Annotated in this window: 22 protein-coding genes; 8 read left to right on the top strand and 14 right to left on the bottom strand. The window is 71.1% G+C overall.

Translation table 11 applies throughout. The features are described 5' to 3' along the window. Positions 1-207: 207 nt before the first annotated feature. The 3 genes from tilS to dacB all read right to left on the bottom strand — a co-directional run bounded on the left by tilS (position 208) and on the right by dacB (position 4,280). The gene (tilS, locus tag ABZ823_RS22665) at positions 208-1,239 is read right to left on the bottom strand and encodes a tRNA lysidine(34) synthetase TilS (RefSeq protein ID WP_361663197.1); all 1,032 of its coding nucleotides are present in this window, start codon (positions 1,237-1,239) and stop codon (positions 208-210) included. A 193-nt stretch (positions 1,240-1,432) separates the two neighbouring features. After that, entirely contained in the window at positions 1,433-2,566 is a 1,134-nt protein-coding gene (locus ABZ823_RS22660) for a zinc-dependent metalloprotease (protein WP_361663194.1), read from the bottom strand. Between the two features lie 55 nt (positions 2,567-2,621). Continuing rightward, the gene (dacB, locus tag ABZ823_RS22655) at positions 2,622-4,280 is read right to left on the bottom strand and encodes a D-alanyl-D-alanine carboxypeptidase/D-alanyl-D-alanine-endopeptidase (protein WP_361663191.1); all 1,659 of its coding nucleotides are present in this window, start codon (positions 4,278-4,280) and stop codon (positions 2,622-2,624) included. A gap of 79 nt (positions 4,281-4,359) precedes the next feature. Between dacB and ABZ823_RS22650 the strand changes: the two genes are divergently transcribed. Further along, entirely contained in the window at positions 4,360-4,851 is a 492-nt protein-coding gene (locus ABZ823_RS22650; protein ID WP_361663189.1) for an inorganic diphosphatase, read from the top strand. Positions 4,852-4,980: 129 nt separating this feature from the next. Continuing rightward, positions 4,981-6,744 carry a threonine/serine exporter family protein gene (locus ABZ823_RS22645; protein ID WP_361663186.1) on the top strand — a complete coding sequence of 588 codons (1,764 nt, stop codon included), beginning with the start codon at positions 4,981-4,983 and terminating at the stop codon, positions 6,742-6,744. Positions 6,745-6,767: 23 nt separating this feature from the next. On the opposite strand, the gene ABZ823_RS22640 is transcribed toward ABZ823_RS22645, so the two are convergent. Together ABZ823_RS22640 and ABZ823_RS22635 are read right to left on the bottom strand one after the other, a co-directional pair. Continuing rightward, positions 6,768-7,856 (bottom strand): VTT domain-containing protein, encoded by a 1,089-nt coding sequence (locus tag ABZ823_RS22640; protein ID WP_361663183.1) that lies wholly within the window; start codon positions 7,854-7,856, stop codon positions 6,768-6,770. 233 nt (positions 7,857-8,089) lie between these two features. Next, the gene (locus ABZ823_RS22635; RefSeq protein WP_361663180.1) at positions 8,090-8,851 is read right to left on the bottom strand and encodes a MerR family transcriptional regulator; all 762 of its coding nucleotides are present in this window, start codon (positions 8,849-8,851) and stop codon (positions 8,090-8,092) included. Positions 8,852-9,830: 979 nt separating this feature from the next. Between ABZ823_RS22635 and ABZ823_RS22630 the strand changes: the two genes are divergently transcribed. Next, positions 9,831-11,243, top strand: coding sequence for a glutamate decarboxylase (locus tag ABZ823_RS22630; protein WP_361663178.1), 1,413 nt, complete (start codon positions 9,831-9,833; stop codon positions 11,241-11,243). Between the two features lie 25 nt (positions 11,244-11,268). Here ABZ823_RS22630 and ABZ823_RS22625 read toward each other — a convergent pair whose 3' ends face one another. The 3 genes from ABZ823_RS22625 to ABZ823_RS22615 form a co-directional block, all read right to left on the bottom strand. Further along, positions 11,269-11,817, bottom strand: coding sequence for a DinB family protein (locus tag ABZ823_RS22625; protein WP_361663175.1), 549 nt, complete (start codon positions 11,815-11,817; stop codon positions 11,269-11,271). A gap of 118 nt (positions 11,818-11,935) precedes the next feature. Beyond that, positions 11,936-13,396: an aldehyde dehydrogenase family protein gene (locus ABZ823_RS22620; RefSeq protein WP_361663172.1), complete on the bottom strand. Its 1,461-nt coding sequence runs from the start codon at positions 13,394-13,396 to the stop codon at positions 11,936-11,938. Positions 13,397-13,530: 134 nt separating this feature from the next. Next, positions 13,531-14,367, bottom strand: coding sequence for a helix-turn-helix transcriptional regulator (locus ABZ823_RS22615; RefSeq protein ID WP_361663385.1), 837 nt, complete (start codon positions 14,365-14,367; stop codon positions 13,531-13,533). A gap of 342 nt (positions 14,368-14,709) precedes the next feature. On the opposite strand from ABZ823_RS22615, the gene ABZ823_RS22610 reads away from it, so the two are divergent. Then, positions 14,710-15,195, top strand: a complete 486-nt coding sequence (locus ABZ823_RS22610; protein WP_361663168.1) for an ATP-binding protein — start codon at positions 14,710-14,712, stop codon at positions 15,193-15,195. A 186-nt stretch (positions 15,196-15,381) separates the two neighbouring features. On the opposite strand, the gene ABZ823_RS22605 is transcribed toward ABZ823_RS22610, so the two are convergent. The 4 genes from ABZ823_RS22605 to ABZ823_RS22590 all read right to left on the bottom strand — a co-directional run bounded on the left by ABZ823_RS22605 (position 15,382) and on the right by ABZ823_RS22590 (position 17,028). After that, entirely contained in the window at positions 15,382-15,639 is a 258-nt protein-coding gene (locus ABZ823_RS22605; RefSeq protein WP_361663165.1) for a DUF397 domain-containing protein, read from the bottom strand. A gap of 171 nt (positions 15,640-15,810) precedes the next feature. Next, positions 15,811-16,275 carry an SRPBCC domain-containing protein gene (locus ABZ823_RS22600; protein WP_361663163.1) on the bottom strand — a complete coding sequence of 155 codons (465 nt, stop codon included), beginning with the start codon at positions 16,273-16,275 and terminating at the stop codon, positions 15,811-15,813. Next, positions 16,272-16,646 carry a metalloregulator ArsR/SmtB family transcription factor gene (locus tag ABZ823_RS22595; protein ID WP_361663160.1) on the bottom strand — a complete coding sequence of 125 codons (375 nt, stop codon included), beginning with the start codon at positions 16,644-16,646 and terminating at the stop codon, positions 16,272-16,274. Before ABZ823_RS22595 ends, ABZ823_RS22600 begins: the two co-directional genes overlap by 4 nt. 7 nt (positions 16,647-16,653) lie before the next feature. Beyond that, complete coding sequence (locus tag ABZ823_RS22590) at positions 16,654-17,028, bottom strand: VOC family protein (RefSeq protein WP_361663157.1); 375 nt, start codon at positions 17,026-17,028, stop codon at positions 16,654-16,656. Positions 17,029-17,352: 324 nt separating this feature from the next. On the opposite strand from ABZ823_RS22590, the gene ABZ823_RS22585 reads away from it, so the two are divergent. Further along, the gene (locus ABZ823_RS22585) at positions 17,353-17,868 is read left to right on the top strand and encodes a hypothetical protein (protein ID WP_361663154.1); all 516 of its coding nucleotides are present in this window, start codon (positions 17,353-17,355) and stop codon (positions 17,866-17,868) included. Positions 17,869-18,087: 219 nt separating this feature from the next. Then, the gene (locus tag ABZ823_RS22580) at positions 18,088-18,612 is read left to right on the top strand and encodes a DUF4232 domain-containing protein (protein WP_361663151.1); all 525 of its coding nucleotides are present in this window, start codon (positions 18,088-18,090) and stop codon (positions 18,610-18,612) included. 52 nt (positions 18,613-18,664) lie between these two features. Here the strand turns inward: ABZ823_RS22580 and ABZ823_RS22575 are convergent, their stop codons facing one another. Continuing rightward, a complete protein-coding gene (locus ABZ823_RS22575; protein WP_361663148.1) occupies positions 18,665-19,801 on the bottom strand; it encodes a DUF2786 domain-containing protein in 1,137 nt (378 codons plus the stop codon). Positions 19,802-19,895: 94 nt separating this feature from the next. On the opposite strand from ABZ823_RS22575, the gene ABZ823_RS22570 reads away from it, so the two are divergent. Then, the gene (locus ABZ823_RS22570; RefSeq protein WP_361663145.1) at positions 19,896-20,630 is read left to right on the top strand and encodes a Clp protease N-terminal domain-containing protein; all 735 of its coding nucleotides are present in this window, start codon (positions 19,896-19,898) and stop codon (positions 20,628-20,630) included. A 78-nt stretch (positions 20,631-20,708) separates the two neighbouring features. Further along, positions 20,709-22,406, top strand: a complete 1,698-nt coding sequence (locus ABZ823_RS22565; protein ID WP_361663142.1) for a bifunctional 3'-5' exonuclease/DNA polymerase — start codon at positions 20,709-20,711, stop codon at positions 22,404-22,406. Between the two features lie 199 nt (positions 22,407-22,605). Here ABZ823_RS22565 and ABZ823_RS22560 read toward each other — a convergent pair whose 3' ends face one another. Then, positions 22,606-25,869, bottom strand: a complete 3,264-nt coding sequence (locus ABZ823_RS22560) for a BTAD domain-containing putative transcriptional regulator (RefSeq protein ID WP_361663382.1) — start codon at positions 25,867-25,869, stop codon at positions 22,606-22,608. Between the last annotated feature and the right edge of the window lie 104 nt (positions 25,870-25,973).

The raw sequence follows: 25,973 nt of genomic DNA, 5'->3' as shown, positions 1-25,973 counted from the left end.
TTTGATTGCCCGCTCGCCTTCGGGGCGCCTGTGCCGCCGTGGACGGTCACCCGTCCGCGGACACCCGCGCGGGGTGGCCGCGACGGCTACAGCCCTCACGGCCGGTGCGCCGTCGCCGGCGACGGCGGCGCGCCCCTTCGGCTCGCTGGCACAGCTGACCGGTCCCTCCCCGAAGGGGGGCCGGGCGCCTCCCGCAGGCGGCGCGTTTCAGCCTTGCCGAATCACCAGTCTGCCACCCTGACGCTGGGCGACGACTTTGCCCGGAAGATTGATGGCTCCCTGGCCGCGCCAACCGGTGATCAGGCGGTCCACTTCCTCGATGTGGCGGGCGAAGAGGGAACCGGCCGGAGCGCCGGCCTCGATGGCGGCGCGCCGCAGGATCCTGCGGCGCACGGCAGGGGGCAGGGCGTAGAGCTTCGCGCACTCCAGGAGGCCGGTGGCGTCGCGTACGGAGATCTCGGCCTGGCCGGCCCAGGCGTCGAGGGCGTCGGCGTCGTCGCGGGAGAGCCTGGCCGTGCGGGCGAGCGCTTCGACGACGCCCTTGCCCAGTGCCTTCTCCAGGGCGGGCAGTCCCTCGTGGCGGAGCCGGGAGCGCGTGTAGGCGGGGTCGGCGTTGTGCGGGTCGTCCCAGACGGGCAGGGACTGGACCATGCAGGCCTTGCGGGCGGTCTGCCGGTCGATGTGCAGGAAGGGGCGGCGGTAGCGGCCGCCGGCCCCCGAGACCGCGGCCATGCCCGACAGGGAGCGGACGCCAGAGCCGCGGGCGAGACCGAGCAGAACGGTTTCGGCCTGGTCGTCGCGGGTGTGTCCGAGGAGGACGGCGGTGGCGCCGTGGCGCTCGGCGGTGGCGTCCAGGGCGGCGTAGCGCGCGTCGCGGGCGGCGGCTTCCGGCCCTCCGGCGCGGCCGACGCTCACGGCGACGGAGATGACCGGGTCGAGGCCCAGCTCACCCAGGCGCTGCACGACCTCGTCGGCGCGCAGGTCCGAGCCGGCCTGAAGTCCGTGGTCGATGGTGATGCCGCCGGCGCGGATGCCGAGCTTGGGGGCCTCGAAGGCGAGGGCGGAGGCGAGCGCCATGGAGTCGGCACCGCCCGAGCACGCGACGAGCACGAGCGGCGCGGAGGGGCACTCGTGGGAGGGGGAGTCGCTGTTCTGTTCGGTTGTCTGCTCGGTGAGGATGTCGTGGAGGACGCGGCGAACCGCCAGGCGTATCGCCGCGACCGCAGGATGGGGACCCATGTCCGGTTCCCTTCATGAAGTTGTCGGGGGGTGAGCCCGAATACTGGTCACTCAGAGTGTGTAGATGGTGACAGAAACGGGCCGTTCCCCGAGCATTGCACGCCTATCCATCGCTCACGGTCCCTCGGACGAGTGATTGGCGGGGCGTTCACCTGCCGACGGCCGGATTCGTTTCACGCCGCTCGCGCAGGGCTCACGACTCCGCCCTGCGATGCACCCGTGCGACCCAGTCCGCCGGTTTGGCGATCTCCGCCTTGCTCGGGAGGGTGTTGGGGGAGGTCCACACCTTGTTGAAGCCGTCGATTCCGACCTGCTCGACGACCGCCCGCACGAAGCGCTCGCCGTCACGGTACTGCCTGAGCTTGGCGTCCAGGCCGAGCAGTTTCCGCAGGGCGAGGTCCAGGCGGGAGGCGCCCCTGACGCGGCGCTGCTGAAACTTCTCGCGGATCTCGGCGACGGACGGGACGACGTCGGGGCCGACACCGTCCATCACGAAGTCCGCGTGCCCTTCCAGGAGGGACATCACCGCGGTCAGCCGGCCGAGGATCTCCCGCTGGGCGGGCGTCTGTACGAGTTCCACGAACGAGTGGCCGTCATCGCCCTCCTCGCCCTCCGTGCGGCCCCCGGCGAGCGACTGGACCGCCTCCCTGACACGCTCCAGGACCGTCATGGGGTCGAGTTCGGTCTCCCCCAGGAAAGACTGGATCTCGCCCTCGAGGTGATCGCGCAGCCAGGGCACCGCGGTGAACTGGGTGCGGTGGGTCTCCTCGTGCAGGCAGACCCAGAGGCGGAAGTCGTGCGGGTGGACCTCCAGTTCGCGTTCCACGTGCACGATGTTCGGCGCGACCAGCAGGAGGCGGCCGCCGCCGTTCGCTCCCGCGGGCAGTTCGCGGGTGGCCGGGGCGAAGGTCTCGTACTGTCCGAGGACCCGGGAGGACAGGAACGACAGCAGCATGCCCAGCTCCACGCCGGTGACCTTGCCGCCGACGGCGCCGAGGACCGCTCCGCCGGGGGTGTTCCCGCGCCGCTGCTCCATCTTGCCGAGGAGGGGTTTGAGGATCTCCCGGAATCCCGAGACGTTCGCCCGGACCCAGCCGGGGCGGTCGACGACGAGGACGGGAGTGTCGTGCACGCCCGCTTCGCCCATACGAGTAAAGCCCCGGACGTGTTCCTCCGAGGCCTTCGCGTGCCGGCGCAGCTCCGCGACGACGGACCGGGCCTCCTCGCGGCTCACCTCGGGGCCCGGCCGCACGAGCCGGGTCGCGGTCGCCACCGCGAGATTCCAGTCGACCATCCCAGGAGATCCGGCACCACCGATGCTCGTCATGCGTCAACGGTACGTGAGCTCCGCCGCTCCGGGCAGGGCAGCGCGAGGCCGTGCGCTACCGGCAGCCGCAGCCCGCCAGTACCGCCGCCGTACGGTCCAGGGCGGCCCGGGCGGTCGTCTGGTCCATCGAGCCGTCCGTCAGGAACGCGAACGCCAGCAGCCGGCCGTCGGCGTCGACGACCGTCCCGGCGAGGGTGTTCACGCCGGTCAGGGATCCCGTCTTGGCGCGTACGAGGCCGACGCCCGAGCGTTCGGCCGCGTCCGCGTAGCGGTCGCTGAGGGTGCCCGTGAAGCCGGCCACCGGCAGCCCCGTCAGGACCGGGCGGAGTTCGGGGTGGGACGGGGAGCCGGCGGCGGCCAGCAGGGCCGTCAGCAGGTCCGCCGTGAGTCTGTCGTCGCGGCTCAGCCCACTGCCGTCGTGGAATTGTGCGCCGGCGAGCGGGAGTCCGAGCCTCTTCAGCTGGGCGGCGATCGCGGCCGCGCCCCCGTCGAAGCTCGGCCGGCCGCCGGTGGCCAGGGCGGTCTGGCGGGCGAGGGCCTCGGCGATGTCGTTGTCGCTGTTGGTGAGCATCCGCTCGACCACGGCGGACAGGGGCGGCGACTGGACGGAGGCGAGGGCCTCGGCGCGGGACGTGGCTTTCGCGGCGGAGGCGGCGGGTCCGGAGGTCTTGATGCCGCGGTCGTGCAGCAGGCCCCCGAACGTGCGGGCCGCGTCCGCCGCCGGGTCCGTGCTGCGGCCGGCGGGCCCACTGGTGGAGTCGTCCATGCGGCCCTCGTCGGCCGTCAGCGCGGTGACCGGGGCGATGTTGGGGTTGACTCCGATGGGGTGCTGCGCGTCACCGGTGAACAGGGACGAGTCGTATGCGAGCGTCACCGAGGCCAGGTGGCGCTTCTTCAGGGCGGCGGCCGTCGTGTCGGCGAGGGTGCGCAGGCTCGCCCAGCCGCCGGCCTGTGGGCGGGCCGTCAGCGTGGGGTCGCCTCCTCCGACGAGGACCAGCCGGTCGGTGCCGGGCTCGAGGACCGTGCGGGTGGTGAAACGGTGGTCGGGGCCGGCCGCGGAGAGCACGGCCGCGGCGGTGGCGATCTTGGTGGTGGAGGCGGGGGTCAGCGCGTCGTCCGCGCTCTTGCCGTACAGGCGCTCGCCGGTCGCGACATCGACGACGGAGGCGGTGCGCCGGGAGCCGAGGGAGTCGTCCTCCAGGAGCTTGTCGAGGGTGGCGGCCAGGGTCCGTACGCCCGGCGCCGACTTGATGGTCGTGGTGCCGCCGACGCCGGCGAGGACGGGCGCGGCGCTCGGCGCGGGCGCCGGTGCTTCCGCCCTCGCGCCGGCGCCACGTCCGTGATCTGTGCCACCCTCGCGGCCCCACGCTGCGGCCCGGTCACGCTCGGCCGTACGCTGACCGGTGGAGTCCCAGGGACCGGCGGCGGTCGCGGTCCCGACCGCGAGTGCCAGGCCCATGACGGTGGCCACGGCCGCCAGCTGCGGGGTGGTGAGCCCCCCGGCGCGCGGGCGCGCGAGGTGCGCGACCCGCGTGGCGTGCGGTTTCACCGCTCCGGTGAGCCGTGCCACGCGTGGTCTCACGGTCTCGGCGACCCGCCGCGCACGGGGTCGCACGGCCGGGGCCACTCGTGCGAGGCGCGGTTTCACGGTCTGCGCGACCCGCGCCAGACGCGGTCTCGCGGCCCGCCAGGTCTTCAGCTCCGGCACGACCACCAGCCCCTTTCGCGATCACACACCAGCGTGAGGGACACTTAACCACCAGAACTATGTGTTGATCATGGAGGAGCCACCGGTGGAGTTCGACGTCACGATCGAGATCCCGAAGGGTTCGCGGAACAAGTACGAGGTGGACCACGAGACCGGTCGTATTCGCCTGGACCGTCGACTTTTCACCTCGACCAGCTACCCGGCCGACTACGGCTTCGTCGAGAACACCCTCGGCGAGGACGGCGACCCGCTGGACGCGCTGGTCATCCTTGAGGAGCCGACCTTCCCGGGCTGCCTCATCAAGTGCCGCGCCATCGGCATGTTCCGGATGACGGACGAGGCCGGCGGCGACGACAAGCTGCTGTGCGTGCCGGCGTCCGACCCGCGTGTGGAGCACCTGCGGGACATCCACCACGTCTCCGAGTTCGACCGTCTGGAGATCCAGCACTTCTTCGAGGTCTACAAGGACCTGGAGCCCGGCAAGTCCGTCGAGGGCGCCAACTGGGTGGGCCGCTCGGACGCGGAGGCCGAGATCGAGCGCTCTTACAAGCGTTTCGAGGAGCACGGCGGTCACTGACCCCGATGTCGCCCGCGGGCCGTGTGATCCCCCTGGGGGTGACGCGGCCCGTTCGCGTACCCGTCGCATACTGAGGCGTACCGGAGGTACGTACGGGACACAGACATACGAAAGGCAAGAGGAAAGCAGGTGACGGAACCGGACACGGAGGACCGCAAGCCGCGGTCGGACGAGGCGAGGAGTGCGTTCGCGCCCCCCGGGCGGGGCGACGACGATGCGCTGATCACCTCAGAGTTCACGATTCCCGTGAGGCTCGAGGGGCCCGCCGTCGGCGGTGCCGACTCCTCGACGACGTCCGAGTTCGCCGTTCCCGCAGGCCTCGATGTGCCGGCCACCGGTACCGAGTCGGAGACGACGTCCGAGTTCGCCCTCCCGGACGGGCTCGAGGTCCCGCAGACGCTCCCGGCGGAGGCGGAGGGGTCGGCGTTCAGCCCGCCGAGCACCTACAGCGCCCGGCAGGCCCCGGCCGCCTTCACCCCGCCGTACGGCATCCCCGCGATCCGGCTGACCCCGGAGGCGCCCTGGCAGGACCGTATGCGCACGATGCTGCGCATGCCGGTCGCCGAGCGGCCCGCGCCGGAACCCGTGCAGAAGACCGGAGAGACGGGCCCCGCCGTACCGCGTGTGCTCGACCTGACCCTCCGCATCGGCGAACTGCTGCTGGCGGGCGGCGAGGGCGCCGAGGACGTGGAGGCCGCGATGTTCGCGGTCTGCCGGTCGTACGGGCTGGACCGCTGTGAGCCGACCGTCACCTTCACCCTGCTGTCGGTCTCGTACCAGCCGTCCCTCGTGGAAGACCCCGTGTCGGCCTCGCGGACGGTACGCCGCCGCGGCACGGACTACACCCGCCTGGCCGCCGTCTACCGGCTCGTGGACGAACTCAGCGACCCGGAGACGGCGATCTCCCTGGAGGAGGCGTACCGGCGGCTCGCAGAGATTCGCCGCAACCGGCACCCCTACCCCGGCTGGGCGCTGACCGGGGCGAGCGGACTGCTCGCCGGTGCGGCCTCCATACTCGTCGGCGGTGACCTCGTGGTCTTCGTCGCCGCGGCGCTCGGCGCGATGCTGGGCGACCGGCTGGCGTGGCTGTGCGCCGGGCGCGGACTGCCGGAGTTCTACCAGTTCACGGCGGCAGCGATGCCCCCGGCCGCGATCGGCGTCGCCCTCACGGTGGCCGATGTCAACGTCAACGCGTCCGCGGTGATCACCGGTGGGCTGTTCGCCCTGCTGCCCGGGCGTGCCCTGGTGGCGGGTGTGCAGGACGGGCTCACCGGCTTCTACATCACCGCGGCGGCGCGCCTGCTGGAGGTCATGTACTTCTTCGTCGGCATCGTCATCGGCGTCCTGGTGATCCTGTACTTCGGCGTGAAGCTGGGCGCGCAGCTGGACCCGGACGCGGCCCTGAACCTCTACCAGCGGCCGGTCGTGCAGATCATCGCGTCGATGCTGCTGTCCCTGACCTTCGCCGTGCTGCTCCAGCAGGAGCGGTCCACCGTGCTGTGGGTGACTCTCAACGGGGGCGTCGCCTGGGTCGTGTACGGCGCCATGCACTACCCGGGCCACATCTCGCCGGTCGCCTCCACGGCCGTCGCGGCCGGTCTGGTGGGTCTGTTCGGGCAGTTGCTGTCGCGCTACCGGTTCGCGTCCGCGCTGCCGTACACCACCGCCGCCATCGGGCCCCTGCTGCCCGGTTCGGCGACCTACTTCGGGCTGCTGTCGATGGCCCAGAACAACGTCGACAAGGGCCTGGTGTCACTGGCGAAGGCCGCGTCCCTCGCCATGGCCATCGCCATCGGCGTGAACCTCGGGTCGGAGATCTCCCGGCTGTTCCTGCGGATCCCGGGCGGCTCCGCAGGGGGGCGCCGGGCGGCCAAGCGGACGCGCGGCTTCTGACGCGCGGGCGCCGGGCGCCCGGGTCAGCTCTGCGGGTAGCCCTGGCCGTACGGGTGCGGCTGCTGGGGCTGCTGCGGGTATCCCTGGCCGTACGGGTGCTGGGGCTGCTGCGGCTGCTGCGGGTACCCCTGGTCGGAACCGTACGGCTGCTGCTGCGGCTGCTGGTGGCCCTGGGGGTACTGCTGCCCCCCGTAGGGCTGCTGGGGCCGGCCGTAGTACTCGTCGTAGCCCCCGCCCTGGTTCGTACCGTACGGCCGCTGCCCCTGCCCGCCGTGGTTCTGCTCGCCGTAGGCCTGGTCCTGGTGGCCGTGTGCCTGGTCCTGGTGGCCGTAGCCCCCGGTCTGGTCCTGGTGGGCCGGAGGAACGGCGCGCAGCCGGGTCGTCGCGTCGTCCATGGCCGGCGGCTGCTGACCGAAGGGCGGCTGCTGACGGTCGAAGGGCGACTGCTCGACGGACGGCTGCCGCGGGTCCTCGGCCTGCGCCGGGGCGTTCTTGGCCTTGGAGCGCGCCCGAAGGAACTCGATGGCGATCGGGACCACCGAGACGACGACGATCAGGATGAGGATCGCCTCGATGTTGTTCTTGACGAATCCGATGTTGCCCAGCCAGGAGCCGAGCAGGGTGACACCCGCTCCCCACAGGACGCCGCCGATGACGTTGAAGACCAGGAACGAGCGGTACCTCATGCCGCTGACGCCGGCGATGATCGGCGTGAACGTGCGCACGATGGGCACGAAGCGGGCCAGCACCAGGGACTTCGGACCGTACTTCTCGAAGAACTCGTGGGCCTTGGTGACGTTCTCCTGCTTGAAGAGGCGGGAGTCCGGGCGGTTGAAGAGCGAGGGGCCGACCTTCTTGCCGAACATGTAACCCACCTGGTCGCCCAGGATCGCGGCGACGCAGATCAACGCTATGGCTCCCGCCAGGGGGAAGTCCATCTGCTTCGAGGTGATCAGCAGACCACAGGTGAACAGCAGCGAGTCACCCGGCAGGAAAAAGCCGATGAGCAGTCCGGACTCGGCGAAGACGACGAGGAGCAGGCCCCAGATACCGAAGGTGTCCAGGAGGTGGTTCGGATCCAGCCAGCTCGGGCCGAGGGCAAGCGTCATCACGGTTCCTGGCTCCTGAGGGGTGAGGGGAGGCGCGGCGCGCCGGCGGGCGGCCGGCACGACGGCGATGGCCGGACAAAGCTATCAACGTACGGTGTCCCGGCCGGGTTCCACCGGTGTCTCAAGGATGCACGCTGCGCGGACCGGGCCGAAGCCGTGCGCCATGGATACCGGGGCAGGGTAAGAGGCGCCTCCAAGGGCGCTCCTTACCCGCTTTGTTCGCGCCCGCCCCGCGCTCACCCGTCGTGCCGGTCCGCGTTCGCCGCGATCGCCTCCTTGAGGTGTTCGGCCATGCCCGGCCGCATGGAGTCGTAGAACGTCTTGAAACGCTCGTCGGAGACGTACATCTCGCCGAGGCAGCGGTGGAGGTCGTACGAGCAGTCGTAGAACCAGGTGCGGATGTGCTGCCGGTGTTCCTCGGCCAGGTCCATGGCCCGCTCCCCGGTGGGGGACTCCCCAGCGGCCATCAGGGCGTCGTAGCGCTCGCCCCAGGAGGCCGCTTCGGCCTGTATGCGCTTCCAGTCGTCCTTGGTGTAGCGGGCGGTGCGCCGCTGGGACTCGGCGTACTCGGACGTGCCGCCCCAGCGGCGCTCGGCCTCCTCGGCGTACTGCTCCGGGTCCTGGTCCCCGAACACCTCGAACCTCTCCTCGGGCGTGAGATCGATGCCCATCTTGCGTGCCTCCATGGCGTGCTCCACGGCCGCCGCCATCTTCTGCAACCTCTCGATCCGGGCGGTCAGCAGCTCGTGCTGCCGGCGCAGATGCGCGCCCGGGTCCGCGTCCGGGTCATCGAGCAGGGCGGCGACCTCGTCGAGCGGAAAGCCCAGCTCCCGGTAGAACAGGATCTGCTGCAACCGGTCGAGGTCCGCGTCACCGTAACGCCGGTGACCGGCGTAGGTGCGCTCACCGGGTACGAGCAGGCCGATCTCGTCGTAGTGGTGCAACGTGCGCACGGTCACCCCGGCGAAACCGGCCACCTGGCCGACCGAGTAACTCACTTCCGCTCCCTTCTGGGTACGCATGCAAGGCTCGGGCCTCACGCCGCGTGAGGTGCAAGCCGCATGTGCTCCAGGCGCCACGGCATGCCCGGAACGCCCGCGCGCCAGGGCGGTTATGCTCCTTTTGCCCACTTATGGTGAGCCCGTGGCCCAGGACACCGCGCAGCAGGCATCCGCCGCCCCGGCGACTCCCGCGCGGGGACCGCTGCCGCTGGTGCTCCCCGCGCTCGTCGCCGGGACCGGGGCCAGTCTCCTCCACCCCGCCGTGAGCGGCCTCGCCACGCGGCTCCCGAACGTCCTGTGGAGGAACCTGCCCGATGCGCCGGGCGTCGGTCCCTCCTCCTTGGTCTGGATCATGGTCGTGCTCGCCTCGACGGGTGTCCTGGTCGCTCTGGTCCTCTGGCGCCGGGGCACGCGGGCCCCGGCCCGGCGACCCCGGGGCTGTCCGGCACGGCCCCGCTGCCGCCCTCCGTCCTCCCGGGCCTGCCGCCGCCCTCCGTCCTCCCGGGCCTGCCGCCGGCGGCCGCTCGGGTGCCGTGCCGGCGGTCCCAGCCTCGCTCCGGAGAACCCGCTCCTGGCGACCGACACCGCGCCGGCGTTCTGGCCGGGCCGCAGGGCCGCGCCCCGGCTGCCAGGGGGCGTGTGGGCCCTCCCCGACGGTCCCGGCCCTGCTCTGCACCGCGAACCTGCCGGCCTGGCTTCCGGTGACCGGCCGCCCGCAGACGCAGCTCCATGAGGACGGTGCCGCGATCCGCTGAACGGACGGACGGAGAGCCGATGGACGCACGGGCCGAGAGCCCATGGACGGACGGGGCAGCGCCTCGCTGAACAGGCGGCCGGCAAGCAAGTGAACCGCCGGGACTGGATTCACGCGCAGGAGTGAAGCGCCGGGAGCCGGTGAACCGGGAGCCACTGCCGGGCCGATGAACGAGTGACGGCACACAGCGCCGGCACACGACACGACAGGAGACGAGACACCATGCCGCTGCACACGGGCCGGGGTAAACCGGACGAGCGCCCCAGGTCGATGAACCCCTTCTACGGGGAGGCGAACCCGGTCGCCGAGATGACCGAGGCGCCGCCCAAAGAACGGCTGCCCGAAAGGCCGATGCCGCCCTCGATCGCGTACCAGCTCGTGCATGACGAACTCATGCTGGACGGCAACTCACGGCTGAATCTGGCCACCTTCGTCACCACCTGGATGGAATCCCAGGCCGGGGCGCTGATGGACGAGTGCCTCGACAAGAACATGATCGACAAGGACGAGTACCCCCGCACGGCTGAGCTGGAGCGCCGCTGCGTGGCCATGCTCGCCCACCTGTGGAACGCGCCGAACCCGCATTCCACCGTGGGCTGTTCGACGACCGGTTCCAGTGAGGCGTGCATGCTCGCCGGGATGGCCTTCAAGCGCCGCTGGGCCCGGCGCAACGCGGACCGCTACCCCTCCAGGGACGCCCGGCCCAACCTGGTCATGGGGGTGAACGTCCAGGTCTGCTGGGAGAAGTTCTGCGCCTACTGGGAGGTCGAGGCACGCCAGGTGCCCATGGAGGGCGACCGGTTCCACCTAGACCCACAGGCCGCCGCCGAACTGTGCGACGAGAACACGATCGGGGTGGTCGGCATCCTCGGCTCCACGTTCGACGGGTCGTACGAACCGATCGCCGACCTGTGCGCGGCCCTGGACGACCTCCAGGAGCGTACGGGCCTGGACATCCCCGTACACGTGGACGGCGCCTCCGGGGCGATGATCGCCCCCTTCATCGACCAGCACCTGGTGTGGGACTTCCGTCTGCCGCGGGTCGCGTCGATCAACACCTCCGGCCACAAGTACGGACTGGTCTACCCGGGCGTCGGCTGGGTCCTGTGGCGCGAGAAGGAGGCCCTTCCGGAGGAGCTGGTCTTCCACGTCAACTACCTGGGCGGCGAAATGCCGACCTTCGCGCTCAACTTCTCCCGCCCCGGGGCACAGGTGGTGGCGCAGTACTACACCTTCCTGAGACTGGGCCGGGAGGGCTACAGAGCGGTCCAGCAGACGACACGGGACGTGGCGCGGGGGCTCGCCGACCGGGTGGAGGCGCTGGGCGACTTCCGACTCCTCTCACGGGGCGAGGAGTTGCCGGTCTTCGCGTTCACAACCGTGCCGGAGGTGACGGCGTACGACGTGTTTGACGTCTCCCAGCGGCTGCGCGAGTCCGGCTGGCTGGTGCCCGCGTACACCTTCCCGCCCAACCGCGAGGACCTGTGCGTCCTGCGGATCGTGTGCCGCAACGGCTTCTCGACGGATCTGTCCGACCTGTTCATCGAGGATCTGAGCCGGCTGCTGCCCAAGCTGCGGCGGCAGCCGTACCCCCAGACGCACGACAAGGCGACCGCCACGAGCTTCCACCACTGACACCGCCCAGGGGCCGCCCGGCAGATCAGTCCGTGGGCGTGCCGCGTTCCATGGCCACCAGCTCGAAGGCCGTCTTCCCGTCCAGCGACTCCCGGATGACGTCGGCGTGGCCCGCGTGCCGGGCCGTCTCACGGATCAGGTGGAGCATGACCCACCGCATCGAGACGCGCTCGGCGGGCGGGAACCAGGGCTCGTTGGGGAGCGGGCAGGTGTCGTCGAGACTCGGCACCGAGCGGATGAACCCCTCCGTCTCGGCGGCGACCTTCTCCCAGTACGAGAGCTGGGACTCGACCGTCTCGTCGCCCAGGAGCTCGAAGCACTCGTGCCAGTTCGCCTCGGTCCGTCGCACCGCAGGCGGCTCCTGCCTGGCCCGGGCGATCCAGGTCTGCTCGACCTCGGCCACATGCTTGAGCAGCCCGCCCAGGGACAGCTGGCTCGCGCTGGGACGGGACCGTGCCTGCTCCTCCGTCAGCCCGAGCAGTGCCCGGCGAATACCGCCTCGCTGTTCCTCCAGGAAGGAGAGAAGTGCTCCTCGCTCATCGCCCCGCTCCTCCGCGCTTACGTGTGTGACCATGACCGGCCGCCTTCCTCGGTTCTGGCTGGATCGCCCTCTTCCCGACACCGACGACGCTACGGGCCCTTGCGGTCAGTTTCTGTCCGCAAGGGCCCACGGCCACGTCCTTGAGAAAACTTCAGAACGGGAACGCGCTCCGTCCGTGCTGCACCGAGATCCACTTCTGGGTGGTGAACGCCTCGACCGTCGTCTCGCCGTTCAGCCGGCCGATGCCCGAGTGCTTCTCGCCGCCGAAGGGGACGAGCGGCTCGTCGTGGACCGTGCCGTCGTTCACATGGAACATGCCAGTGTCGATCTGCTTGGCGAAGGCCACGCCGCGCTCGATGTCGGCGGTGTGGACGGCGCCGCTGAGGCCGTACGGGGTGTCGTTGACGATACGGACGGCCTCCTCCTCACCGTCGAAGGGGATGAGGAGGGCGACCGGGCCGAAGATCTCCTGCCGGAGGATCGAGGAGTCGGCGGGAACGTCCGTCAGGACGGTCGGCCGCACCAGGTTGTCGGTGGTGGCGCCGTGCACGAGCGCCGTCGCGCCCTCGGCGATGGCCTGCTCCACCGCGCCAGAGATCGCGTCGGCTTGCGAGGAGTTGATGACCGGTCCGACGACGGTCTCCGGATCGCGCGGGTCGCCCGCCTTCAGCGACTTCACCTTGACGACGAACTTGTCGGTGAACTCGTCCTGGAGCGAGCGGTCCACCAGGACGCGGTTGGCGGCCATGCAGACCTGGCCCTGGTGCACGTAACGGCTGAAAACGGCCGCGTCGACGGCGTAGTCGACGTCCGCGTCGTCCAGGACCACCAGGGCGCTGTTGCCGCCGAGTTCGAGGACGGAGCGTTTGAAGAGCGACGCGCAGACGGTGGCGACGTGCCGGCCGACCTTGTCGGAGCCGGTGAAGGAGATGACCTTGGGGACCGGGTGCTCGATGAAGGCGTCACCGATCTCCGCTATGTCCGTGATCACGACGTTCAGCAGACCGCCCGGCAGCCCGGCGTCCTCGAAGATCTTCGCGACGAGGGAGCCGCCGACGATGGGCGTGTTCTGGTGCGGCTTGAGAACCACACCGTTGCCGAGGGCGAGCGCCGGGGCGACGGACTTGACCGACAGCAGGAAGGGGAAGTTGAACGGGCTGATCACGCCGACCACACCGACGGGCACGCGGTAGAGGCGGTTCTCCTTGCCGTCGATCGGGGACGGAAGGATCTTGCCTTCGGGGCGCAGCGCCAGCTGGATCGACTCGCGCAGGAACTCCTTGGCGAGGTGCAGTTCGAAGGCGGCCTTCAGCCGGGTGCCGCCCAGCTCGGCGGTGATCACTTCGGTGATCTCCGCCTCACGGTCCTCGATGAGCCTGAGGGCCTTCTCGAAGACCGTGCGCCGAGCGTAGGGGTTGGTGGCCGCCCACTGCTTCTGGGCGGCCGCGGCGGCCTTGTAGGCGTCGTCGATCTCGTCGACCGTGGCTATCGTGATCGACGCCAGCTTCTCGCCGTCGTACGGATTGAAGTCGATGATGTCCCAGGAGCCTGTGCCCTGGCGCCACTCACCGCCGATGTACTGCTGAGCCAGATCGGTGAAGTAGGACGACATGTGATCCCTCAATCCCTTTGCAGCCGAAGCAGACACCCGTTCACACCCGCGATCGCGTCACGGCCTGATCACGCGTCATCGTACTGGCGTTCAAAGGGAGTTGGAGGGGGCCTCGGGATACTGCGGGAGGACTCTCAGGAAAGCTGGAGCAAGCTCCGCAGCAGGGCACGGCTTTCGTCCGGTCCGGGGCTCTCCTGCTGGAGCTCCTTCATCGCGGTCTCGTACTGGAGGACGTCCTCGTGCTTGTCCAGGTACAGGGCGCTGGTGAGCTGTTCGAGGTAGACCACGTCGGACAGGTCGGACTCGGGGAAGCTGAGGATGGTGAAGGCCCCGCTCTCACCGGAGTGCCCGCCCAAGCCGAACGGCATGATCTGGAGCCGTACGTTCGGCCGCTCCGAGATGTCGATCAGGTGCTGCAACTGGCCGCGCATCACCTCTCGGTCGCCGTAGGGGCGCCGCAGGGCGGCCTCGTCGAGAACGACGTGAAACTGCGGGGCGTTCTCCGAGAGGAGGTACTTCTGCCGCTCGAGCCGCAGGGCCACCCGCCGGTCGACGTCCGCCGAGCTCGCACCCTTCATGCCCCGGGCGACGACCGCGTGCGCGTACGCCTCGGTCTGGAGCAGGCCGTGCACGAACTGGACCTCGTAGGAACGGATCAGATGTGCCGCGCCCTCCAGGCCGACATAGGTGGGGAACCAGCTCGGCAGCACATCCGAATAGCTGTGCCACCACCCGGCGACATTCGCCTCCTTCGCCAGGGAGAGCAGGGACGTCCGTTCGGCCTCGTCGGTGATCCCGTACAGCGTCAACAGGTCCTCGACGTCACGCGTCTTGAAGCTCACCCGTCCCAACTCCATGCGGCTGATCTTCGACTCCGAGGCCCGGATCGAGTAGCCGGCCGCCTCCCTGGTGATGCCGCGCGCCTCCCGGAGACGCCTGAGATGGGATCCCAGCAGAATGCGCCGCACCACCGACCCGCTCGAGTCACCAGCGCTCACTTGTCAGCCTCCCCAACCGTCCTTCAGACCGCGCAGTCTGCCACTAAAACACTTCGAGCAGTACTCGTACGGTTACAGAAATGGAAAGCAGTCAAAGCTGAGACGAAACGAAGATCAGGAAGGGTGAGCACGAGGGAAGAAAGTGGCAGCAGAAATAATCAGAAAGCGGTACGGGAACGGCCAATTCCGGCGCGTGCACGTGCATCTGCCCTTGCATCTGCCTGGCTCATCCGAAACCATGGTCCCGCGCCACCGCTGCATCGCACCGACCGCGAACACCCGGGAGTGCCTCGCATGGGGACGAATGGATCGACCATGCTCGAGCCCTTACGGCAGGGACTTCCGCCGCTCGACCTCACGGCCGTGTCCAGCGCAGCCTCCTGTGCTCTGCCGGCCCGCCTCGAAGCGGTGCGGGAAGCACGGCAGTTCACCCGCGGAACCCTGGGCCAGTGGGACGTGGGCGAACGATTCGACGACGTCTGTCTCGTCGTCTCCGAACTTGTGACCAACGCACTGCGGCACGCCGTGCCCTCACCCTGTATACGCACGAGCGAGCAGGACCCTCCGGTGCGGCTGCACCTGATGCGCTGGACCACGCGCCTGGTGTGCGCTGTGCGCGATCCCAGTCACGACAGTCCGGTCGCGGGCGACTCCGAGGACTTCTCGGCCGAGTCGGGCCGCGGGCTGTTCCTGGTCGACTCGTTCGCCGACAGCTGGGGCTGGCATCCGCTGGCGGGCACGTTGAACGGCAAGGTGGTCTGGGCCCTGTTCCGGCTGCCGTCCGCGCCGGCGTGCACCTAGTCGCGCCCCGCGGCGCCTGCTGAGGCCGCATCTACGCGCGTTGCCTCCTGCGGCGCCTGAGCGTGCCGCAGGACGAGCCCCCTTGCGGCCCGGCGGGGGACCGAGCGGCCGGCGGGGCGGCCGGGCACCCCTCCGATTCCCGCGCGTGACGCGGGTAGCCACACGTGTGAGCGATGCCCGCACGGGTCACGTGATCAGATGGTCGAACTCGCCGTCCTTGATGCCGAGCAGCATCGCCTCTATCTCCGCGCGGGTGTAGACGAGCGCGGGCCCCTCGGGGAACCGCGAGTTCCGCACCGCCACCCCTCCCCCGGGCAACCGGGCGAACTCCACGCATGACCCCTGGGAGTTGCTGTGCCTGCTCTTCTGCCAGGCCACTCCGTGCAGCTCCGTCGCAGCCATGCCGTTGTACACGTCATCCACGTCGCACACGTCGTGGTCCACAGGTCGCTCCCGGATGGTGCATTGGCTGATATGGCCTTCGATGCAGCGGTCAACTGCTCCGGATCATAACTCCGTTCACATGCAGGTGCAGGCGCATATGCACGTGCACGGGGGGTGTTCCTGCGATTACAGCTTTTACAGTCCCTTGACTACGGCGTGAACGCCGCCTGACTACAGGCTGTCAAGCGTTTGCCCCAGAGCCCGCGACACATGCGACCTCCAGCCCCCGCCCATGATCTTCCGCGCCATCAGCTGTGCCGGATCATCCGGGTCGAACCCTTCATGCACTAGGAACAGACGCGTTCCGCGGCCTTCCTGTTCCAACGTCCAGGTGATGGTCCAGTCCGCGGGACGGGCGGGATCGGCGTCGGCCCACCGGACGCGCAGCATCCGCCCGGGCTCGAAGGCGAGAACCCGCACGTCGACGGTGCCGGAGAAGTCGGCGTTCGGCCGTGGGACCGAGGTCATCGTGTAGCGGTGGCCGACTTCGAGACGGAAGTTCTCGGACCCGGGCATCTGCCACTGTGCGAGCAGCGCGGGTTCGGTGAGGGCGCGCCAGACCTTGGCCGGCGGATGCGGCAGGAACTGGTCGACGCGGATGGTGGTGAGGTCGTCGTCGTCGGCTGCGGTGCTCATGGCCGGTCATCGTCGGGCATACGGTCGAGCAGATCTCCGAGGCCCTTCAGCCGCTCGCGCCAGAACCGCTCGTACGGGTGGAGCCAGTCCTGCACCTCGGCGAGCGGGGCCGCCTCGAGGCGGTAGATGCGCTGGCGGCCGGAGCGCTGCTCGGTGACGAGCCCGGCCTCCCGCAGCACCTTCAGGTGCTCCGAGAGGCTGGGCCGGCGCATCGCGAAGTGGTCGGCGAGGGCCTGGACGGGCTGCGGCCCCTCGTCACGCAACAGGCGCAGCACCTCCCGGCGCGTGGCGTTGGCGAGGGCGGCGAACACCCGGTCCTCGTCGGCCGCTCGGAGGCCGGCGGCCGTATTCCCCACACCCGTCCCGGTCATGGCGCGATCAGAAGCCTTCCTTCTCCGTGAGCAGCATCAGACCGTTGCCGTCGGGGTCCTGGAAGGAGGCCATCCGGCCCCAGGGGAGGTCGTCCGGACCCTGCACGGAGACACCCGCCGCGGCCAGCCGCGCCGCGTCGGCGTCGACATCGGTCGTCACCAACATGATCCCCCGGGCCTCACCGGGCTGGAAACCGCCCATGCCCGGGCCGGAGAGCGTGAAGACGGTCTGTGCGCCCCTGGGGGCGACCTGGAGCCACCGGCCCTGCGGCATGTCCAGGTCGGCGGTGACCTCGAAACCGAGGAGCCCGGTGTAGAAGCGCAGGGCGCGGTCCTGGTCGGAGACGGGGAGGGTGACGAAGGAGGCGTGAGTGATGGTCATGCGCGACATGATAGGTAGGCGTTTTCCTACGCGTCAAACGTAGGGAATCTCCTACCTGTCTGCTGGGTGACCGGCGACCGCCGATGATCGGGACGCGGGACGTGGGGGAGCAACGGCGACGCGTGCGGCGCCCCTAGAGAAGGGCGCGGCGCCCGTAGAGGGGGCCCGGCCGATGGCCGCGTGGCTGCCTCGGGACCGTTCGGCCTGCCCGGGTCGATCCGCGTGAGCAAGCGCACGCCGGATATCTCCCCGGGGTGCGCACGTCCTCCTGGTAGCTTGCTGCGGCCGCCCTCCGACCTCGTCCGGCAACCTTGGGAGACTCCCGTGACTTCGCCCGTCCATGTCATCCATGTCACCCGCCGGCAGGCCCGCGTCTCGTTCACCTGCGCGGGCCTTGCTGCCGCGCTCCTGCTGACCGGCTGCAGCGGCGGTTCCGGGGACGGCAACTCGGGGGGCGGCGGCTCCCCGACGCCGAGCGCGGCCGGGTCCGCGTCGGACACCGGTGGTTCCCCGAGCGCCAAGGCCGGTGAAATGGAGGGCAGTTGGCTGGCCACGACCGGCGGCCAGGCCGTGGCCCTGGTGATCACGGGCAAGCAGGCCGGGCTCTTCGCGACGGGCGGCACCGTGTGCAGCGGGACCGCGGGCGAGGAGGCGAAAATGCAGATGATCCACCTCAAGTGCACGGACGGCAGCAAGAACCGAAGGACCGGCATGGTCGACTCCGTGAACTCCACGAGCATGAAGGTGACGTGGGAGGGCGGCATCGGCACCGAGACCTACACGAAGGCCGAGGGCGGCAAGCTGCCGAGCGGGCTGCCGACGGCGAGCCTGGGCCAGTGACACCTCGGCCGTCATCGGCGGCCTGACCCGCGACGCTCACGAGTGCCACGAAGGCCTTCGCGCATCGGACTTCGCACTTGGGACTTCGCGGTTGGGACTTCAAGGACGAATCACCCCGTCACGGCCGGGGCGCGCACGCACGATTCAGGGGGCGCGCAACGCACCCCGGCCCGCCTGCGTGATGATCCTTGGACACCGTCACGATCCCAGAGGACCCTCATGCGTACGATCCCCGTCCCCGTGCCCGTCCCCCTCGCCGTCACCGCGCTCGCCGCGGCCCTCGTCCTGACCGCCTGCGACAGCAAGAGCGGCGACCACGGCGCGAAGGCCGTCGTCCCCGACTGCGTGGTCGCCGTCAAGGTCGGACCCGGCAACGCGGCCACCTCGGCGGGCGACACCGGGAACGTCCCGGTCACCCTCACGAACCGCGGCAGCAACAAGTGCACCTTCCAGGGCTTCCCGGCCATCGAGATGACCGGCGGCCAGTCCTCCTGGAGCGTCGCGGAGGAGAAGGCCGCCACGCCCGCGAAGGTGACGCTGGACAAGGGCGAGGCGGCGACCTTCACCATCACGTACGTCCGCGGGGACGGCGGCTCGCTCAGCGCGCCGGCGAAGGCCGTGAAGATCACCATCCCGGGCGCCGGTGACGCGAAGAGCTACCCGTGGTCGTACGGAGATGTGGCACTGAAGAGCCCCAAGAACCCCGACGCCTCGGTGGGCCCGATCCAGGTCGCCGGGGACTGACCCGCCGGGAGGAGCACCCGGGTCCACATCCGGGAAGGGCGTTCACGGGAGCTCACGGGAGGCGGGGCCGCTCCTCGGTCCGGGGGCGCCCCCCGACCCGGGCACGGTCGGCGGCCGCGGCCCCCTGCTCCCAGCCGGCCGCGTCGTCCACCCCGCGCAGCCGGGTGGTGACCGTGTCCGGGAACATCCGCTCCGTGCGGTCCGCGACGGCCACGTCCCTGGCCGCCAGCACCGGCAGCAGGTCTCCCTCGGTCCCGGCCACCTCGCTCTCGGCGGCGGCCCGGAGCCGGTCGCCGATGCGGTGCGCGTACGCGGCCAGGAACGACTGCCGGAACGTCTTCGTGCGCTTACGGCCGCCCTTGCGCTGAGCCGCCTCCGCCTTCGTCATGGCGGCGGTGGCCTGCACGAGCAACGAGGTGTAGAGGAGCTCGACGGCCTCCAGGTCGGGCTCGAAGCCGATGACGGTGGAGAAGCCGAAGGGCTCGTGCCACACGGCCCGGCAGCGGTTCGCGGTCGCCACCGCGTCCAGGAGAACCGCCTTGGCCGTCTCGTACGGCGGGTCGACGCCTATGCGGCAGGCGCCCGGCGCGTCCTTGGTGTGCGCCCGGGCGGCGAGCAGCGCCTCGTCGATGCTGTGCCGCGCCATCAGCTCCTGCGCCTTGGCGCTGAGCGCCTCCGCCTCCTCCGGATATCCGGTCGCCTCCGCCTTGGCGAGCAGCGCGCGGATACGGCTGAGCATCCGGGACTCGGGCTGCTGGGGGGCGGCGGTCCGCCCGGGCGCGTCGAGCGGTTCGAGGGCGGGGAGGCGCAGCAGCAGGCGGTACAGCTCCAGCACGGCGGTGGCATACGAGAAACGGTCGGGGACGCGCGGAGGTTCCGCGTCGAGGTCCTTCAGCTGGGCCGTCCAGCGCGGTCCGGGAGACGGCCGCTGCCCGGCCTCCTTGAGGATCAGCTCCGACACCAGGCGTACGTGCGGGTCGTCCAGTTCGCGCCGCACCATGCGTACGACGTCGGCGGGCTGCCAGCCGCGCCGCCAGGCCGCGCCCACGAACTGCTCGCCGCGCCGGACGAGTTCGCCGTCGGCCCCCGGATCGGCGGTAAGCAGCGAGGCACCGGTGTCCAGGGCGGCGTCGGTGTCGTCGTAGAGGGCGGCGCGGAAGGCGCGGTCCACGGTGGTCGTCGTACTCACGCGTTCGATCGTGACATGAGTGCCGCGCGCGCAGACGCTCCACAACTGTCAACTTCAGGTTGACGACCGCCGACTGTCAACCTACCGTTGACACATGACGGCCAAGCCTCACATCGCAGCGAACCTCCGCCTCGACGACCTCATCGAAGCCATCAAGAAGGTGCACACCGACGCCCTGGACCAGCTCCAGGACGCGGTGCTCGCCGCGGAGCACCTCGGCGATGTGGCCGACCACCTGATCGGCCACTTCGTGGACCAGGCCCGGCGTTCGGGAGCGTCCTGGACCGACATCGGCAAGAGCATGGGGGTGACCCGGCAGGCGGCCCAGAAACGCTTCGTGCCCAAGGAGTCCGCCGACCTCGACCCCAGCCAGGGGTTCAGCCGCTACACACCCCGCGCGCGGAACGTGATCATGGCCGCGCACAACGCGGCGAAGGAGGCGGGCAACGCGGAGACCGTGCCCGGGCACCTGGTCCTCGGCCTGCTCGCCGAGCCGGAAGGGCTCGCCGCCAAGGCGATCGTCGCGCGCGGCGTCTCACTGGACGCGGTGCGCGAGGCGGCGGTCTCGGCCCTGCCGCCCCGCGCCGAGGAGGTACCGGAACTCGTGCCGTACGCTCCCGCCGCCAAGAAGGCCCTCGAACTCACCTTCCGCGAGGCCCTCCGCCTGGGCCACAACTACATCGGCACCGAGCACATCCTCCTCGCGCTCCTCGAGCTGGAGAACGGCAAGGGCCTGTTGTCCGGCCTCGGGCTCGACAAGGCGACGACCGAGGAACACCTCACCGGCGAACTGGCCAAGATCAGCGAGGCCCTCGGACAGAAGGACTGAGCGGGCCGGGACGGCACCACGGCACGTTCGAGGCCACGAACATCCTCGTTGTCAGACCCCCCTGTCAGACTCGCAGACATGACCGGGCGCTGGGCTCTCGCTCCGGCCGAGGACGGTGGCGTGGAGGTCGCCGCCCTCGGCCCGGACGGCCTGCCCGCCGGGCCTGTGGTCAGGGAGGGGGATCTCGGCGCGGCCGTGCGGGCACGGCCGGAGGTCACCCGATGGGTGTGGCGGTCCTCCGCCGAGGTCCAGCCGCGTCTGCTCGCCACGGGGGTGCGAGTCGACCGGTGCTACGACGTCGAGGCCGCCGAGTCCCTCCTCCTCGGCCACGAGGGACGCCTCGGCGAGCCCAGGTCGGCCGCCGCCGCGCTCGCCCGGCTGCGTGGCGGCCCCGTACCGCCGGATCCTCCGCCGCGCTCCGCCGAGCCCGGCTCGCAGTCCTCCCTGTTCGAACCGCGCCCCGTCCGCCTCCCCCTGAAGGACCTCCTCGAGGTGTACGCGGACCAGCAGCGCCGGCACGAGGCCACGGCGTACCCGGACCGCATGCGGCTGCTCACCGCCGTGGAGTCGGCCGGGATGCTCGTGGCCTGCGAGATGAACCGCTCCGGACTACCCTGGAGCGCCGACGTCCACCGCGAAGTGCTCCATGAACTGCTCGGCGAGCGGTATGCGGGCGGCGGCGAGCCCCGGCGGCTGGCCGAGCTGGCCGACGAGGTGTCGGCCGCCTTCGGCCGCCGTGTGAGACCCGATCTGCCCGCCGATGTCGTCAAGGCGTTCGCACAGGCCGGGATCCGGGTGCGGTCCACCCGCCGCTGGGAGATCGAGTCCGTCGACCACCCTGCTGTGCAGCCCCTCCTGGAGTACAAGCGCCTGTACCGCATCTGGGTCGCCCACGGCTGGTCCTGGCTCCAGGACTGGGTCCGCGACGGCCGCTTCCGGCCCGAGTACCTGCCGGGCGGCACAGTCACCGGCCGCTGGGTCACCAACGGCGGCGGCGCTCTGCAGATCCCCAAGGTCATCCGGCGCGCCGTCGTCGCCGACCCGGGCTGGCGACTGGTCGTGGCCGACGCCGCCCAGATGGAGCCACGGGTCCTGGCCGCGATCTCACGCGACCCGGCGTTCATGGAGGTGGCGGCCCGCGAGACCGACCTCTACCAGTCGGTGTCGGACCGCGCGTTCTCCGGCGACCGCGCTCAGGCCAAGCTCGCCGTGCTCGGCGCGATCTACGGCCAGACGTCCGGCGACGGCCTGAAGAACCTGGCCGCCCTGCGCCGGCGCTTCCCCAGAGCCGTCGGGTACGTCGACGACGCGGCCCGTGCGGGCGAGGAAGGCCGGCTCGTGCGGACCTGGCTCGGGCGGACTTCGCCACCGGCGGCCGGTGCCTCGGAGGACGCCACGGAGGAGGCGGGCATTCCGCAGGAGGTCGGCCCGGAGGCCGCGGCCGGTGACCCCCAGCACTGGATGCCGGGCTACGCGTCCACGAACCCCCGCGCCCGCGGCCGCTTCGCGCGCAACTTCGTGGTGCAGGGCAGCGCCGCCGACTGGGCCCTGGTACTCCTCGCCGCCCTGCGCCGCTCCTGCGCTGAACTCGCCGCCGAGCTGGTCTTCTTCCAGCACGACGAGGTGATCGTGCACTGCCCGGCGGAGGAGGCGGACACGGTGGTCGAGGCGATCCGGGAGGCCTCGGACCTGGCCATGCGGCTGACGTTCGGCGAGACACCGGTACGCATTCCGTTCACCACGGCCGTCGTGGAGTGCTATGCGGACGCCAAGTGAGGACGCTGCGCGGGCCCCATGCGGGTGCGCAATGGGGACGCCGTGCGGGTGCCAAACCGGGACGCCGTGCGGGCGCGACACGCGGATCGCCATGCCGTGCGCCAGGAGGCCGTCGTGGGAGCGCGCCCTGAGGGCCTCGTAGGAGCGCGGCCCTGAGACCTCGCGAGAGTGCGCCTCGAGGGTTGGCGGGTCGTCCGGCTCACCGCCGCGCCAGCAGCTCCCGGAGTTCCCCGGCGACCGGGCTGTCCGTGCCGTCCAGTGCGGCCAGGGCGGCCGTCCACTGCCGGTGGGCCTCCTCGGCCTCGCCGTCCGCCAGGTGAAGCAGACCGCGCTGGTGGCGGGCGAGACCCTCGGCGTAACAGTCGCCGCGTCGGCCGGCGAGCGTCAGCAGCACATCGCACTCCTGCACGGCCCGTTCCGAGTCGCCTCGCCCCCGAAGCGCCCGTACCAGCCCGAGCCGGGTCTGTGACTCGCCCTGCCAGTGCCCGTCGCCGCCGAGGAGCCGCAGGCTCTGCTCGAAGTGCGATACGGCGGCGTCCGGTTCGCCGAGCGTGAGATGGGAGAAGCCGATGCTGCAGTGTGCGGTGCGGCGGAGGACGACGTGGCCCATCCGCTCGCCGATATCCAGGCTCCGCTGGTGGTGAGCGACGGCCGCCCGCGGGTCGGTGTGCGCGTAGAGGTTGCCGAGGTTGCGGTAGGTGATGGCCTCTTGCATCGGGTCGTCGAGGACACGTGTGTACTCCAGGCACTGCCGCAGCGTCTCGCCGGTCTCCTCGTACCGGCCGAGTCGCTCCAGCAGCACCGCGCGGTGGTTGAGACCACGGAGCAGGCAGGAGAGGTGGTCGAGGCGCCGCCAGATCTCCAGGGCCTCGTCGAGCTGGGCGAGCGCGTCGTTGCCACGGCCCTTCAGGCAGTTCAGCCCGGCGAGGTCCAGCAGCGCGAACGCCTCCGCGGGCGCGTCACCGAGCCGACGCGCGCCCTGCAGGGCGGCACGGACGAGCACCTCCGACTCGGCGACGTGACGGCGGCGCTGGAGATGAGGAGCGATCAGGCGGACGAGCGGCGGGACATGGGCGGAGGTGTCCGCATGGCGCTCCACCAGGGCGACCACGTTCTCCAGTTCGAGGACGATCCAGTCGGTGGCGGCCCGGGCGGAGCCGAAGACAGGCCCGGCCGCCACGTCCGCCGCGTACGTCCGGGGCTGCGACGGGGTCGCCCGGAGGCGGTCCTCACGCTCGGCACCCGATTCGACGGTTGCCTCGTACGCACGGGCGGCCATGGCCGTGTACCAGCGGAGGGCGACATCCGCGGGGCAGTGATCCTCGGGATGGGTCGTGCCGCGTTCCCTCGGGCCACGTTCCTTCATGCCCCGTTCCCTCGTTCCGTGGTCCCCCGTTCCATGGTCCGCGGCCTGTTCGTTCACCGCGGTCTCCCGGGCGAAGTCACGGACGAGGTCGTGCGGTGCGTACCGCCCGTAGGCCGTCTCCTCCAGAAGGGCGACATCCACGAGCCGGTCGAGAGCGGCCTCGGCCCGGCGTTCGTCCGTGCCGAGAAGACGGGCCAGCAGCGCCGCCCCGTAGCCGGGCAGGTCCAGCGCGCCGATACGGGCGAGGGCACGCGCGGCGTCACGGTCCGCCTCGCGGTCCGAGGCCCGCAGGGCGTCGTGGGCGACGGCGAGCGATCTGCGCACGCTCAGGTCGTCGTACTCCAGGTGGTGCAGCCGGCCCTCGGTGGCGGCCAGTTGACCGGCCAGGACGTCCGGGGCGAGCGCGCGGCGGGCGGCCAGCCGTGCGGCGACCACGCGCAGGGCGAGGGGCAGCCGTCCGGCGAGTTCCACAAGCGGATGCGTGGCGTCCAGCCCGTCCCGGCCGGAGACCACGCGGAGCAGGGCCGCACTGTCCTCATCGGACAGCGGTGCGAGCGGAACCCGGTGGGCGCCGTCCAGCGCCGTGAGCGGAGAACGGCTCGTCACGATCACCGCGCATCCGGGTCCGCCGGGCAGCAGTGGCCTCACCTGGGCTGCGTTCGCGGCGTCGTCCAGCACCATCAGGGTGCGGGTGGGAGCGAGCAGTGAGCGCAGCAACGCGGCCGCCGCGTCCGGATGCCCGGGAATGTGGCGGGGCTCGGCGCCGAGGTCGCGCAGCAGAGCGGTGAGCGCCTGCTCGGGGGTGAGCGGGGTCATGCCGGGTGTGGCGCCATGCAGATTGACGTAGAGCTGGCCGTCGGTGAAACGTTTCCGCAAGCCATGCGCCACATACAGCGCGAGCGCGCTCTTGCCGACCCCGGCCATGCCGCTGAGCACGGCGACGCGAGGGGCATCCCGTTCGGCTCCGAGGAAGCGCAGCAGTTGGCCGCGAACGTCGTCGCGGCCGGTGAAGTGGGCGGGCGCGGGGGGAAGCTGGGCGGGCCTGGGCACGGCATGAGCGGTCCCGAGCACGTCGGACGCGGCCGGGACGCCCGCGCCGGGGGCAACGGGAGCACCGGGGTGTCCTGAGGGGGGCGTCCGGTCGGCGTCTGTACGGTCGCTGGTCCTGCGGCCGGTGTCCCTGCCGTCGCTCGTCCTGCCGCCGGTGTCCCTGCCGTCGCTCGTCCTGCCGCCGGTTTCGGTGTCGGCGCTGCTCCTGCCGTCGGCGTCCCTGCCTTCCCCCCGCGCGCCACCGGTGTGCGCAGGGCCGGCGCTCCCCCGCCGTGATCCGGGCACCCCCGGATCGTCCCGGAGGATCTCCAGATGGGCCTCGCGCACCGCACCCCCTGGCTCGACCCCGAGTTCCTCGATGAGCCGTTCGCGCAGATCGCGGTGGAGGGCCAGTGCCTCGGCCGGACGGCCGGTGCGGTGCAGTACGAGCATCAGCAGCCGGTGGAAGCCCTCCCGCAGCGGGTGTTCGGCCACGAGCGCGGCCAGCTCCGGCGCGAGACCGCCGAGCCGGGCACCACCGAGGTGCAGCTCGGCGTCGTACCGCCACTCCAGGACCAGCAGGCGCGCCTCCTCCAGGCGCTGTACAAGCGCGTGTCCGCCGGCGTCCGGAGACAGTCCGCTGAGTGGGGCTCCGCGCCACAGCGCGAGCGCGGCGGACGCCTCGTCGACGGTGCGCTCCCAGTCGCGGTCGGTGTGTGCGGCGCGGGCCGCGACAACGTGACGCTCGAAGACACGGACGTCCAACTCACCCTCGTCGACCCGCAGAAGATAGCCGGGCGGCACCGCCCGCAGCCGCTCCGGGCCGTCCTCGCCGAGCAGGCGGCGCAGCCGGGTGACGTGATTCTGCAAGGACGCCTGCGAGGAGGCCGGTGGGGAGCCACCCCAGAGAGCGTCCTTGAGCGCGTCTACCGAGACCACCCGGCCCGGCTCCAGCAACAGCGCGACCAGCAGAGCACGCATCTTTCCGCTGCCGATCGCCCGGCTCTCGCCACCGGTGTCGTATACGACGGGCGGACCCAGCAGTCCGAACCGCAGCCCGTACCGCATAGGTGCCCCGCTGCCCTTCCGCACGGTCCGACCGCCGTGCATCATTCGCCGTGCATCATTCGCCGTGCGGCCCAAGCGCCGCGCACCGCCCCGCCGCGCGGCAC

The organism is Streptomyces sp. NPDC047079, from assembly GCF_040643755.1.
Lineage (GTDB): Bacteria > Actinomycetota > Actinomycetes > Streptomycetales > Streptomycetaceae > Streptomyces.
The sequence above is the reverse complement of the archived record's forward strand: the minus strand, read 5'-3'. Positions and strand labels throughout refer to the sequence as shown.

Bases quoted from the DNA above. Each gene is read 5' to 3' on its own strand.
- tilS (WP_361663197.1), bottom strand. From the start codon at position 1,239: ATGGGTCCCCATCCTGCGGTCGCGGCGATACGCCTGGCGGTTCGCCGC.
- ABZ823_RS22660 (WP_361663194.1), bottom strand. From the start codon at position 2,566: ATGACGAGCATCGGTGGTGCCGGATCTCCTGGGATGGTCGACTGGAAT.
- ABZ823_RS22630 (WP_361663178.1), top strand. From the start codon at position 9,831: ATGCCGCTGCACACGGGCCGGGGTAAACCGGACGAGCGCCCCAGGTCG.
- ABZ823_RS22625 (WP_361663175.1), bottom strand. From the start codon at position 11,817: ATGGTCACACACGTAAGCGCGGAGGAGCGGGGCGATGAGCGAGGAGCA.
- ABZ823_RS22620 (WP_361663172.1), bottom strand. From the start codon at position 13,396: ATGTCGTCCTACTTCACCGATCTGGCTCAGCAGTACATCGGCGGTGAG.
- ABZ823_RS22610 (WP_361663168.1), top strand. From the start codon at position 14,710: ATGCTCGAGCCCTTACGGCAGGGACTTCCGCCGCTCGACCTCACGGCC.
- ABZ823_RS22600 (WP_361663163.1), bottom strand. From the start codon at position 16,275: ATGAGCACCGCAGCCGACGACGACGACCTCACCACCATCCGCGTCGAC.
- ABZ823_RS22595 (WP_361663160.1), bottom strand. From the start codon at position 16,646: ATGACCGGGACGGGTGTGGGGAATACGGCCGCCGGCCTCCGAGCGGCC.
- ABZ823_RS22590 (WP_361663157.1), bottom strand. From the start codon at position 17,028: ATGACCATCACTCACGCCTCCTTCGTCACCCTCCCCGTCTCCGACCAG.
- ABZ823_RS22580 (WP_361663151.1), top strand. From the start codon at position 18,088: ATGCGTACGATCCCCGTCCCCGTGCCCGTCCCCCTCGCCGTCACCGCG.
- ABZ823_RS22570 (WP_361663145.1), top strand. From the start codon at position 19,896: ATGACGGCCAAGCCTCACATCGCAGCGAACCTCCGCCTCGACGACCTC.
- ABZ823_RS22565 (WP_361663142.1), top strand. From the start codon at position 20,709: ATGACCGGGCGCTGGGCTCTCGCTCCGGCCGAGGACGGTGGCGTGGAG.
- ABZ823_RS22560 (WP_361663382.1), bottom strand. From the start codon at position 25,869: ATGCGGTACGGGCTGCGGTTCGGACTGCTGGGTCCGCCCGTCGTATAC.